Source organism: Pseudomonas sp. Sample_22, from assembly GCF_004307635.1.
In the GTDB taxonomy this organism is placed as follows: Bacteria; Pseudomonadota; Gammaproteobacteria; order Pseudomonadales; family Pseudomonadaceae; genus Aquipseudomonas.
The window spans coordinates 151,779-164,322 of sequence record NZ_RCNY01000004.1 but is presented as its reverse complement, the minus strand read 5'-3'; the positions used below and the strand labels follow the sequence as shown (position 1 = coordinate 164,322).

The following is a 12,544-nucleotide window of genomic DNA, read 5'->3' as shown; positions in this document are numbered from 1 at the left end:
ACCCCCACCGCCTGAACGTACTTGCCAGACCCTGGATAAAACCGACGTCCTGGGCGATGTGCGTGACGAAAACGGCGAGGTGACCCGAGTCACCACGACCACCCGCTGCATCACCCAGTAAGCAGAAATACACAAACCCTGCAGGAGCAAGCTTTGCGCCTACAGGGATTTGTGTGGATCAGGGATCAGGACAGGAAACCGCCGTCCACGTTCAGCGAAACACCTGTGGTGTAGCTGGAGGCGTCGCTGGCCAGGTACAGCACCGCGCCGGCCATTTCGCTCGGGTCCGCCACGCGTTTCAAAGGGATCTGCTGCAACGCGGTGTTCAGGATCGCCTCGTTCTTGACCAGTGCCGAAGCGAACTTGGTATCGGTCAGACCTGGCAGCAGCGCGTTGCAGCGGATGCCGAACTGCGCACATTCCTTGGCGAAAACCTTGGTCATGTTGATGACCGCCGCTTTGGTCACCGAATAAATGCCCTGGAAGATTCCCGGCGAAACGCCGTTGATCGAGGCCACGTTGATGATGCTGCCGCCACCGTTTTCGCGCATCAGCTTGCCGGCTTCGACCGACATGAAGAAATAGCCGCGGATATTCACGTCGACGGTTTTCTGGAAGGCGCCGAGGTCGGTATCCAGTACGTTGCAGAATTGCGGGTTGGTGGCGGCGTTGTTGACCAGAATGTCCAGGCGACCAAACTGTTCCTTGATCCCGGCGAACACCTGGCTGATCTGTTCCATTTCGCCGATGTGGCAGGCGATGGCGGTGGCTTTTCCACCGGCGGCAATGATCGAGTCGGCCACGTGCTGGCAACCCTCGAGCTTGCGGCTCGAGACGATCACGTGGGCACCTTGCTGGGCCAGCAGTTTGGCGATGGCCTCACCGATGCCACGGCTGGCGCCGGAGACGAATGCGATCTTGCCGTCGAGGTCGAACAACTGAGTCTTGGACATGGGTTTTCCTTGTTATAGGCCTGATAGGTGTAGGTGCGGTTTGCTGGCGAAGAGCGATGACGCGGTATGACCGCTACACCGCAGTGTCTGATTCGCCGGCAAGCCTGGCTCCTGCGGGTCGTGTTGGTATCAGAGGCTGGATTTCTGGATGACCTGCAAGCTCATCTGCTCCAGCAGTTTGTTCATGTGAATGAACTGCGCGAAGCGCTTGTCCTGGGTCTGGCCATGGTAGAAGCGGTAGTAGATCTGCTGCACGATGCCGGCCAGGCGGAACAGGCCGTAGGTGTAGTAGAAATCGAAATTGTCGATCTGGATGCCGGATCGCTGGGCGTAGTAGTCGACGAACTCGCGGCGGGTCAGCATCCCCGGGGCGTGGCTCGGCTGGCGGCGCATCATCTGCACCGGCGCCGGGTCGTCGGCCTCGATCCAGTAGGCGAGGGTATTGCCCAGGTCCATCAAGGGATCGCCGAGGGTGGTCAGTTCCCAGTCGAGCACGCCGATGATCTGCATTGGATTGTTCGGGTCGAGGATGACGTTGTCGAAACGGTAGTCGTTGTGAACGATGCTGGACGTCGGGTGGTCGGCGGGCATCTTGTCGTTGAGCCAGGCCTTGACCACGTCCCACTGTGGGGCATCGGGGGTCAGGGCTTTTTCGTAGCGGTCGCTCCAGCCTTTGATCTGCCGTGCCACGTAACCTTCGGGCTTGCCGAGGTCACCCAGGCCGTAAGCGTTGTAGTCGACCTGGTGCAGTTCGACGAACTTGTCGATGAAACTCTTGCACAGGGCTTCGGTTTTCGCTGAATCGAGCCCCAGTTCCGCTGGCAGTTCCGAGCGCAGGATGATGCCGTTGACCCGTTCCATCACGTAGAACTCGGCACCGATCACCGATTCGTCGGTGCAATGCACGTAGGCTTTGGGGCAGTACGGAAAACCCTCGCGCAATTGATTGAGGATGCGAAATTCGCGGCCCATGTCATGGGCGGATTTGGCCTTGTGGCCGAACGGGGGCCGACGCAGGACAAACTCCTGTTCGGGGTATTCCAGCAAATAGGTAAGGTTCGACGCACCGCCCGGGAACTGGCTGATCTGCGGCAAGCCGCTCAGACCCGGAATGTGGGCCTTGAGGTATGGATCGATCAGGCTGGCATCGAGTTCTTCGCCGGTACGGATACGGGTGGACTGGTCAGTAAGCGCCATGCTTATCCCTTCTACTTATTTTGGAGGCCAGACATCATTGGCTAATCTAATGGTGCGCCTTGGGAGCCACAAGCGCGACACGGTCTTATAGGTTAGCGTGTTGCCGGATAATCAGTGATCCTGATGTGTAAGCAACCCTCATCCGATCAGCCTCCATCACACCCCGGAGCCTCCTTGCTCGCAGGTGGGGCGCGCTTCAGAACGACTTGCTGACGCTCGCCACGACAGTGGCGCTGCAAACGTCATCGAACCCCCAGTTGCTGGCGCACTGACTTTTCGACAGGTCGGTGTCGATGTAGCTCAGGCCCAGCATCACGCCGGCCAGTTCGTGGGCCAGCTTGACCTCCCACTCACGGTACGAATCTTCGGCTTCGCCCGAACGTGAGTAGAGATGCGGGTCCTTGAAGTCCATGTTGCCGTAACGCAGTTTCAGACCCACATCGTAGGGCAACTCGGTTTCGTAGCCGACATAGCTGTAGAGCGAGTTCTGCTCGCTGTCGATTCCCGGCGCATCGGCGGAGTAATAGGCTCCGAGCTTGACCCCGTAGACGCTGAGAATGCCGTAGGCCTCACTCTGGTTGAACTGGCTTTCTCTGGGATAGGTGTACTTCAGGTAGCCGACGTCCAGGCTCACTTCTTCAGTGGCTTGCCACAGCCAGCCGGCGTAATAGTCGACTTCCTGCCGGGTTTTCAGGCCACCGCCGAAATCGACGTTTGAACTCCATGCGCCGAGGTACAGGCCACTGCTGTGGGCCAGGGTGATGGCACCCTGAATGGCCGGGTCATTCTGGGTTTGCGAGATACCGCGGGTGCGGTAGTCGCTGGCCAGGGTCACGTCCAGCAGCAGGGCGAAGTCGTCATTCAAGGGGATGGCCTGGCTGCTCAAGGGCAGCAGGCTCAAGGAACCGAGGGCGAACAGGGTCAAGGCTTTCATAAGATGCATTCCGCTATTGTGATTGTTATGGGCAGATGTCGGGCAAGGCTGCGCCAGGCCCCCGGGTTGGAACACACCGGGGGCGGGCAGCGAAGTGGTTGCGGGTTTTTATCAGAGGGTCGCTGCGTAGACCTGACGGCCGGCGAACCAGGTTTGCAGCACTTGGGTGTCGTGCAGGGCTTTGTCATCGACGCTGAACACGTCGCGGTCAAGGACGATGAAGTCGGCCTGTTTGCCGGCGCTCAACGAACCAATGTTCTTGTCCAGGCCGATGGTGCGCGCAGCGTTGAGGGTATAGGCGTAGAACATGGTTTCGCGGTCGATACGTTCATCGGCGTTGAGCACGCCCAGCGGGCCGACCCGGGTCATCGCCTGAGCCATGGCGTTGAACGGGTTCGGCGACGACACCGGCCAGTCGCTGGCGCCGGAAATGATTGCGCCCTGTTTGAGCAGCGAGTGCGCCGGGTATTGGTAACGAAATGCCAGGGCGCTGACGTAAGGCTTGATCATGTCGGTGGTGTAGTCGTCGGCGGCGGCCCAGAGCAGTTGCATTGAGGCAATGACGTCGAGCGGCTTGAACCGGGCGAACTCCTTCGGATTGACCATTTGCAGGTGAGTGACCGAGTGCGTCACGCCGCTTTGGCGGTCCTTGCGCGCCTGGGCGATCCCGTTCAGTGATTCACGCACGGCACGGTCACCGATGGCGTGGATGTGCACCAGCCAGCCGCGCTGGTCGATGGCACTGACCAGTTCGCCGAAATGCTTTGGATCGATCAGCAGTTCGCCCTGTTTGTGCGAGTTGCTGTAGGGATCGATCATCGCCGCGCTCTGCGCCGGGTACTCGATCACACCGTCGGCGAAGATCTTGACCCCGGGCAAGGTCAGGTTGGGGATGCCCTGAAATTGCTGGCGGACCTTGTCCAGCGTATCCAGATCGGCCGGCACGCTTTTCGAATTGGCCACCAGCAGCGCGGCAATGTGGGCGGTCATGGCGCCACTTTGCGCCAGTGCCTTGTACACCGGCAGCACACCGACGGTTTTTTCCGTCGGCTTGAGGGCGAAGATCGGTTCGCCGGGCGCGGCGTTGGCGGCCGGGTCCATCCACGCTGTAATGCCCAGACTGTTGTTGTAGCTCACGGCGGTTTGCGCGGCCTTGAGCATGTCGGCGGCGCTCGGTGCCGGCATTTTCGAGGCCACCCGATCCCAGCCGGCATCTACCAGAAACCCGTTGGGCCTGCCGTCCTTGAGTTTGCCGATGGTGCCGTCTTCAGCTACCGGCAATGACTTGATCAGCGCGGCATCGATACCGGCGCGCTTGAGCATCACATCATTGGCCCAGGCCGTATGGTGGTCGCTGCCGGTAAAGACCAGCGGCACGTCGGCCCATTCGCCACTGTTGAACTTCTTGCCCAGCGCTTCCGACTGCGCCCAGTACGCCGAACTCATGCCGGCCACGCTCAGCACATCGCCGTGCCGCGCTTTTCCGTCGTCACGCCAGGCGCGCAGGCGTTTCTCCAGTTCGTCAAGGTCCACGACCTCGTCTTCCATGTTGGCCGAGACCATTTCCAGGCCACCGAAGATGGCATGGGAATGGGTGTCGATCAGGCCGGGCATCAGTGTTTTCCCGTCCAGGTCGATGACCTGTGTTCCAGACTCGATCAGCGCCTTGATCTGCGCATCGCTGCCCACTTGCAGCACTTTGCCGTCCTCGACCGCCAGCGCCTGGACCTTGGGCTGATTGCGGTCGGCGGTGAAAATCTTGCCATTGAATAACACCAGGTCAGTCGCTGCCATGGCTTCCAACGAGGCAAAACTCATGGCGGCCATCAATAGATTCGGGATGAATCTTTTCATTGAATGTTTCCTTGTTATTGCGTCTGATGGCCAGATTAGTGGCTTGCTGCGCTCGGCAGAACGCCTCACTCACGAAAAACGTTTTTGCCTGATTGGAAAAAATATGGACAAGCTCGGTGCACTGAAAATGTTTGTGGTCACGGCGCAACTGGGCAGTTTCAGCCGCGCCGCCGAGCAACTGGGCAAGACCCCGTCAGCCCTGACCAAAGCCGTCAATCACCTGGAAGCGGAGCTGGGCGCACGGTTGTTCGAGCGCAGCACCCGACGGATTTTGCTCACGGAGTCCGGGCGGCTCTACCTGGAGACTGCGCGTCAGGTGTTGCAGCGACTGGACGAGGCCGGCGAGGAAATCGAGCAGTTGCAGCATGGTTTGCGCGGCAGCCTGAAAATCACTGCACCGCTGGCCTATGGGCAGGCTTTTCTCGATCAGGTGTGCGGTGGTTTTCTTGAGCAATACCCGCAAATCAACCTGCAAGTGGACCTGTGCGACGAGTTCGTCAACCTGCTGGAGAGCGGCTACGACCTGGCGTTGCGCGAAGGGCATGACGACTTGCCGGGGTTGATTGCGCGGGTGGTCGGCAGCAATCGCCTGGCGCTGTGCGCCAGCCCGGAATATCTGGCACGCAAGGGGCTGGCGGTCACCCCGCAGACCCTTGATGACCACGAATGGTTGCTGTATCGCCATCCGTTGCTCAGCCGTGAATTCTGGTGGGCCGAGCGCGATGGCCAGCGCCTGAGCTTGCCACAACCGTTGGCACCGCGCCTGCGCAGCGACAATTACGACTTGCTGCTGGCCAATGCCCTGGCGGGGCGCGGTTTGCTGCACACACCCTTGTGGAGTGCCGCGCCGTACATCGCCGAAGGGCGACTGGTGCGGCTGATGGCCGACTACGACATCGACCCGGACAGCTTCGGCCCGCACATACTGGCGGTGTACCCGAGCCATCGGCGGGCGACGGCCAAAGTGCTGGCGTTCATCGATTACATCGCAGGGTTTCTGGCGTCCCGTGGGTTGAGCTGACTGGCGGTGCTTGTCAGGAAAATGGCAAAAGAGTACAAATGTACTCCATGACGACTCTGACTCCCCGCCGTACCGCCATCCTGACCTTTATCCGCGAGCGCATCGCCGAGCACGGTCAGTCCCCGAGCCTCGCTGAAATCAGCGAGGCGTTCGGCTTCGCCTCCCGCAGCGTGGCGCGCAAGCATGTGCTGGCGCTCACCGAAGCCGGGTTTATCGAGGTCAACCCGAATCAGGCCCGGGGCATTCGCCTGCTCGGGCAGCCACCGCGCCCCGAGTTGCTGGATATCCCGGTCCTCGGTCGCGTGGCGGCGGGTGCGCCGATCGGGGCCGATGCCGAAATCCATAGCCGCTTACTGCTCGATCCTGCGATCTTTTCCCGGGTGCCGGACTACATGCTGCGGGTGCGCGGCGACTCGATGATCGAGGACGGCATTCTCGACGGCGACCTGGTGGGCGTGCACCGCAGCCCCGAGGCGGTCAACGGCCAGATCGTCGTGGCGCGCCTCGACGGCGAAGTCACCATCAAGCGCTTCGAACGGGTCGGCGACACGGTCCGGTTGCTGCCGCGCAATCCGGCCTATCAGCCGATCATCGTCGAAGCCGACCGGGACCTCGCCATCGAAGGCGTGTTCTGCGGCCTGGTGAGGCAAGGCTGATGGGCGCCGTCGTTGCGTTGGATACGCTGTTCAATGGCGGCCAGGTGTGGAAGGGCCGGCCTGCGCCGCCAGCCGTCAGCCCACAACCCACCGGGCATGCCGCGCTGGATGCGGCGCTGCCCACCGGTGGCTGGCCTGAGGCGGCGCTGACCGAAATCCTGCTGGCCGGGCAGGGCGTCGGTGAGTTGCAACTGGTGTGGCCGGCGCTGGCGCGGTTGTCGGCGGCTGGCGAGCGCATCGTGCTGGTGGCACCGCCGTACGTGCCATATCCGCAAGCCTGGCAGAGCGCCGGGGTCGATCTGCGCCAGTTGTCGATCATCCAGGCCAGTGAGCGCGATGCGCTGTGGGCAGCGGAACAATGCCTGCGTTCGGGCAGTTGCGGTGCGGTGCTGTGCTGGCCGCACAAGGCGGATGATCGCGCCTTGCGTCGCTTGCAGGTGGCGGCGGAAACCGGCCAGACCCTGGCATTCGCCTACCGTTCGCTCAATGAAGCGGTCAACCCTTCGCCGGCGGCGCTGCGCATCGCCATCGATGCCAGGCCGGCGCAATTGCGCGTGCTCAAGTGTCGGGGCGGGCTGGCCCGGTCGGCACCGATTGCCTTCGCCGTAGGGCATTGAGGTTGCCATGCGCTGGGTGTGTATCCTTTTCCCGCAATTGGCACTGGACGCGGTACTGCGTCAGCGCACCGATCCCGATGAACCGCTGGCGCTACTGACCGGTCCGGCTCAGCGCCGGATGCTGCAAGCGGTCAACGGCCCGGCGCGCGCCCTGGGCCTGCGCCCCGGCCAGTCCATGAGCGCCGCCCAGGCCCTGAGCAAGGGCTTTGCCACGGCCGAATACGACGTCGCCGACATCGAGCACTGGCAGCAGTTTCTGGCGGCCTGGGCCTATCGGTTCAGCTCCCAGGTCAGCGTCCATTATCCGCGGGCCCTGGTGTTTGAAATCGAATCCAGCCTGGGCCTGTTCGGCGACTGGCCGCAATTCGAGGCGCGCCTGCGCAACGAGCTTGGCGAACTGGGCTTTCGTCACCGCATTGTCGCTGCGCCCAACCCGGTGGCGGCACGAATGCTGGCCAATGCCTATGACGGTCTGGTGGTGGCCAATGATCAAGCCTTGCAGTATCACCTCGGACAAATGCCCATCGACCGCATCGGCCTTGAGGCCAGCGTCGCCACGGCGTTGTCGCGCATGGGGCTGCGCACCCTGAGTCAGGTGCAGGCCTTGCCCCGGCACAGCCTGGCCCGGCGTTTCGAAGCCCAGGTGCTCAGGCATCTCGACACTTTGTTCGGGTTGCGGCGGCTGGCCCTGGCGTTCTACTTGCCACCGGATCGCTTCGACGTGCGCATCGAACTCAACTTCGATGTGCAATCCCATCAGGCCTTGCTGTTTCCGCTGCGTCGATTGACCGGTGACCTGTCGGCGTTTCTCTGTGGTCGCGACAGCGGCGTGCAGCGTTTCGACCTGCACCTGGAACACGCCGGATTGCCGGACACGGTGATCAAGGTCGGCCTGCTCAGCGCGGAGCGCGACCCGGCGATGCTTTTCGAATTGGCCCGGGGCCGGCTGGAGCAGGTTCAGGTCGAGGCCCCGGTGCGCGGTTTTCGCCTGTGCGCCGAAGACTTGCCGGCCTTCGTGCCCCAGTTTCAAGAACTGTTCGACGACCGTCCGCAGCAATCCTTGCCCTGGGAGCAACTGCGCGAACGCCTGCGTGCGCGGTTGGGGGATGAGGCGGTGCATGGTTTGCGCTTTCAGGCCGATCACCGCCCCGAGTGTGCGTGGCAGGCCCGTGCCGACAGCCAGCCCTGCGCAGGATTCCCGACCGTGCAGCGTCCGGGCTGGCTGCTGACCGAACCGCTGACGGTGCACGAAGGCTCGACCCGTATCCTCATGGGGCCGGAACGTATCGAGTCCGGCTGGTGGGACGGTGATGATGTGCGCCGCGATTACTACCTGATCGAAACCCGCGCCGGTCAGCAGGGCTGGGCCTACCGTGTGGTGGGCGAGAATGGCCCGTTGTGGCTGCAAGGCTGGTTCGCATGAGTGCCGGGTATGCCGAACTGCACTGCCTGTCGAACTTCAGTTTCCAGCGCGGTGCCTCGAGTGCCCTTGAACTGTTTCAACGGGCGAAAAAGCAGGGCTATCAAGCCTTGGCGATCACCGACGAATGCACGCTGGCCGGGATCGTCCGCGCCTGGCAAGCGGCGAAATCCGTTGAGTTGCCGTTGATTATCGGCAGCGAAATCCGCATCGAAAACGGCCCGAAACTGGTGTTGCTGGTGGAGAGCCTTGAGGGCTATCAGACGCTGTGCCGTTTGATCACCCGCGCCCGACGCCGTACGCAGAAAGGCCAGTACCGGATATTGCGCGAGGATTTCAGCGAACCATTGCCCGGGCTGTTGGTGCTGTGGGTGCCTGACACGGTGAATGACGTGGAGCAGGGCCGCTGGCTGCAACAGGTCTTTGCAGAACGGCTGTGGCTGGCGGTGCAGTTGCATCGGTGCCAGGACGATGTCCGCCGTCTCAACGACCTGCTGGCCCTGGCCCGGGAACTGCGGATTCCAGCGGTGGCCTGTGGCGATGTGCACATGCATGCACGCGGGCGCCGGGCCTTGCAGGACACCATGACCGCGATCCGCCATCACCTGCCGGTGGCCGATGCCGGGTTGCGCCTGCATCCCAATGGTGAACGGCATCTGCGCAGCCTCGAGGTTCTGTCCAGTCTGTATCCGCCAGCCTTGCTCGACGAAACGCTGGCCATAGCCCGGCGCTGCTCGTTCGACCTCGGCCAGTTGCGTTATCAATATCCTCGGGAGCTGGTGCCTGCAGGGCATTCGGCCGCGTCGTGGCTACGTGACCTCACAGAAAAGGGCGTCGCGTGGCGTTGGCCAAAAGGCCCGAAAATCGAAGTGCTGAAGCAGATCGACAAAGAACTGGAGCTGATTGCCGAGCTGGGCTACGAAAGTTATTTCCTGACCGTCCACGACATCGTGCGCTTCGCCCGTGAACAGCAGATTCTTTGCCAAGGGCGCGGTTCTGCCGCTAACTCGGCGGTGTGTTTTGCCTTGGGCATCACCGAAATAGATCCGGATCGCACCACGTTGTTGTTCGAACGCTTTATTTCCAAGGAGCGCAACGAGCCCCCGGACATTGATGTCGACTTCGAGCATGAGCGGCGCGAGGAAGTCTTGCAGTACGTGTTCCAGCGTTATGGCCGGGCCCGTGCTGCGCTGACGGCGGTGGTCAGCACCTACCACGCGGCGGGCGCGGTGCGCGACGTCGCCAAGGCGCTGGGTTTGCCAGCGGACCAGATCAACGCCCTGGCCGACTGCTGCGGTCACTGGAGCGATCAAACCCCACCCGTGGAACGCTTGCTCGAGAGCGGTTTCGATCCCGAGAGCCCGATACTGCGGCGGGTGCTGAGCTTGACGGGACAACTGATCGGCTTCCCCCGGCATCTGTCCCAGCATCCCGGCGGCTTCGTGATTTCCGAGCAGCCGCTGGACAGTCTGGTCCCGGTGGAAAATGCGGCCATGGCCGAGCGCACCATCATCCAGTGGGACAAGGACGACCTCGACGCGGTGGGGTTGCTCAAGGTCGACATTCTCGCGCTGGGCATGCTCAGCGCGATTCGTCGCTGTTTCGATCTGGTGCGTCGACACCGAAACCTCGACTTGAGCCTGGCGACGATTCCGCCCGAAGACGCGGCCACCTACGAAATGATCGGTCGCGCCGACACGGTCGGCGTGTTTCAGATCGAGTCCAGGGCGCAGATGTCGATGCTGCCGAGGCTGCGGCCAAAGACGTTTTACGATCTGGTGATCGAGGTGGCAATCGTGCGGCCCGGGCCGATCCAGGGCGGCATGGTGCACCCGTACCTGCGACGGCGAAACAAGGAAGAACCGGAGGTTTATCCGTCGCCGGAACTGGAAGTCGTGCTCAAGCGCACCCTTGGCGTACCGCTGTTCCAGGAACAAGTGATGCAGATCGCCATTGTCGCCGCCGACTACAGTCCCGGCGAGGCCGACCAGTTGCGCCGTTCCATGGCTGCCTGGAAACGTCATGGCGGGCTTGAACCGCACAAGGAACGACTGGCGGCCGGTATGAAAAAGAACGGCTACAGCGCTGAATTCGCCGCGCAGATTTTCGAGCAGATCAAAGGCTTCGGCAGTTACGGTTTTCCCGAGTCCCATGCCGCCAGTTTTGCGTTGTTGACCTATGCCAGTTGCTGGCTGAAATGCCACGAACCGGCGGCATTCGCCTGTGCGCTGATCAACAGTTGGCCCATGGGTTTCTACAGCCCGGACCAGATTCTGCAGGACGCGCGTCGCCATCACTTGCAGATTCGTCCGGTGGACGTGCGGGCCAGCGACTGGGATTGCAGCCTGGAGCCGGTCACCGGCGCACAACCGGCGATTCGCATGGGCCTGCGGATGATCAAGGGCTTTCGCGAGGACGATGCCCGGCGTATTGAAGCGGCCCGTTGTACAGGCGCGTTTACCGACATCGCCGGCCTCGGCGAACGGGCACGACTCGATGCCCGCGCCCGCGAGCAACTGGCCGATGCCGGAGCATTGCGCGGGCTGGCCGGTGATCGCCATCGGGCGCGCTGGGAGGTTGCGGGTGTGCAAAGGCAACTCGGGTTGTTTGCCGGTCTGCCGAGCCAGGAAGAGGGCGCCATCGTGCTGCCCAAACCCACGGTCGGCGAAGACCTGCGGGCCGATTACAACAGCCTCGGCACCACCCTCGGTCCGCATCCGCTGGCGTTGCTGCGCGCTGAGTTGAAAGCCCGGCGCTGCCGCAGTTCGAAGGAGCTGCTGGAGGTCGACCACGGGCGCCCGGTCAGCGTTGCCGGGCTGGTGACCGGCCGACAACGCCCGGGCACCGCCAGCGGTGTGACCTTCGTCACCCTGGAAGACGAGTTTGGCAACGTCAATGTGGTGGTCTGGCGCGACCTGGCCGACCGGCAACGAAAGGTGTTGGTCGGCTCGCAGTTGCTCAAGGTCGATGGCCGCTGGGAGCGCGAAGGCGAAGTACGACACCTGATTGCCGGGCGCTTGAGTGACCTGAGCTCCTTGCTGGACGGCATCAGCGTGCGCAGCCGGGATTTCCACTAACCCATGGTGAACTGACTTTTGTGGCGAGGGAGCTTGCTCCCGCTGTGCCGCGAAGCGGACCCAGAATCATCGCGCGCAATGATTCAACGACCGCTGCGCAGCCGGGCGGGAGCAAGCTCCCTCGCCACAGCGGGTTTTGATGATTTTTATTTAGCCTGCGGCCAAAACCGCTCACCGCCGCCCGGTGCATCCGTCCAGGCCTGCAACGACCGTGTCGGCAAGTCGAAGTAATCCCGCGTACGGGCATAACCATGGCCGCCCATGCGGCCAATCGCATCGAGCCCCAGTTGATCGATGTACAGGGTTTTCGGGTCGATCAGCTCGTCCCGCACATGGGCCATCAGCACTTCACCAAAGATGATTTCCCGGGATTGGCCGATGGACAGCGCCATCATCCGTCGACATTCCAGTGCTACCGGGGCTTCACCGATCCGCGGGCATTTGACCGTGGTGCCGGGGATGGCGGTGAGGCCGGCCGCGGTCAGTTCGTCGAAGCCGGGAGCGAAAGGCACGGCACAAACGTTCATGGCCTCCACCAGCGCATCGCTGACGATGTTCACGGTGAACTCCTGGTTGAGCTGGATGTTGCGCGTGGTGTCCTTGGGGCTTTGATCGCCATAGTTTTCCACGCCCAGGGCGAGGATCGGCGGGTCGGCGGAAAGTGCATTGAAAAAGCTGAACGGCGCGGCATTGACTCGGCCTTCGCCATCGACCGTGGTGACCAGCGCAATAGGGCGCGGCACCACACTGCCGATCAGAATCTTGTATTTGTCCCGTGGGCTCAGTTGGCTGAAGTCAAAGCTTTGCATAGTCAG

At 62.3% G+C, this 12,544-nt stretch carries 10 protein-coding genes; 5 read left to right on the top strand and 5 right to left on the bottom strand.

The window, feature by feature from the left end; all coding sequences use genetic code 11:
• Positions 1-185: 185 nt before the first annotated feature.
• From D8U73_RS00675 to D8U73_RS00660, 4 genes are all read right to left on the bottom strand, one after another.
• A complete protein-coding gene (locus D8U73_RS00675) occupies positions 186-953 on the bottom strand; it encodes an SDR family oxidoreductase (protein ID WP_056852858.1) in 768 nt (255 codons plus the stop codon).
• Positions 954-1,082: 129 nt separating this feature from the next.
• Positions 1,083-2,150, bottom strand: a complete 1,068-nt coding sequence (locus tag D8U73_RS00670; RefSeq protein ID WP_056852857.1) for a phosphotransferase family protein — start codon at positions 2,148-2,150, stop codon at positions 1,083-1,085.
• 196 nt (positions 2,151-2,346) lie between these two features.
• On the bottom strand, positions 2,347-3,084 hold the full coding sequence (locus D8U73_RS00665) for a TorF family putative porin (protein ID WP_056852856.1): 738 nt from the start codon (positions 3,082-3,084) through the stop codon (positions 2,347-2,349).
• A 111-nt stretch (positions 3,085-3,195) separates the two neighbouring features.
• Positions 3,196-4,938, bottom strand: a complete 1,743-nt coding sequence (locus tag D8U73_RS00660; RefSeq protein WP_130903458.1) for an amidohydrolase — start codon at positions 4,936-4,938, stop codon at positions 3,196-3,198.
• A 103-nt stretch (positions 4,939-5,041) separates the two neighbouring features.
• Here D8U73_RS00660 and D8U73_RS00655 point away from each other — a divergent pair, with 103 nt between their 5' ends.
• Genes D8U73_RS00655 through D8U73_RS00635 form a run of 5 tightly spaced genes read left to right on the top strand, consistent with a single transcriptional unit; the run spans position 5,042 to position 11,729 of the window.
• A complete protein-coding gene (locus D8U73_RS00655; protein ID WP_056852854.1) occupies positions 5,042-5,959 on the top strand; it encodes a LysR family transcriptional regulator in 918 nt (305 codons plus the stop codon).
• A gap of 38 nt (positions 5,960-5,997) precedes the next feature.
• Entirely contained in the window at positions 5,998-6,615 is a 618-nt protein-coding gene (gene lexA / locus D8U73_RS00650; protein ID WP_056852853.1) for a transcriptional repressor LexA, read from the top strand.
• Positions 6,615-7,232 (top strand): translesion DNA synthesis-associated protein ImuA, encoded by a 618-nt coding sequence (imuA, locus tag D8U73_RS00645; RefSeq protein ID WP_056852852.1) that lies wholly within the window; start codon positions 6,615-6,617, stop codon positions 7,230-7,232. The genes lexA and imuA overlap by 1 nt, the downstream gene beginning before the upstream one ends.
• 7 nt (positions 7,233-7,239) lie before the next feature.
• The gene (locus tag D8U73_RS00640; protein ID WP_130903457.1) at positions 7,240-8,655 is read left to right on the top strand and encodes a DNA polymerase Y family protein; all 1,416 of its coding nucleotides are present in this window, start codon (positions 7,240-7,242) and stop codon (positions 8,653-8,655) included.
• The gene (locus D8U73_RS00635; protein WP_177435501.1) at positions 8,631-11,729 is read left to right on the top strand and encodes an error-prone DNA polymerase; all 3,099 of its coding nucleotides are present in this window, start codon (positions 8,631-8,633) and stop codon (positions 11,727-11,729) included. Before D8U73_RS00640 ends, D8U73_RS00635 begins: the two co-directional genes overlap by 25 nt.
• Before the next feature lie 146 nt (positions 11,730-11,875).
• Here the strand turns inward: D8U73_RS00635 and D8U73_RS00630 are convergent, their stop codons facing one another.
• Positions 11,876-12,538 (bottom strand): flavin reductase family protein, encoded by a 663-nt coding sequence (locus tag D8U73_RS00630; RefSeq protein ID WP_130903455.1) that lies wholly within the window; start codon positions 12,536-12,538, stop codon positions 11,876-11,878.
• Positions 12,539-12,544 lie beyond the last annotated feature (6 nt).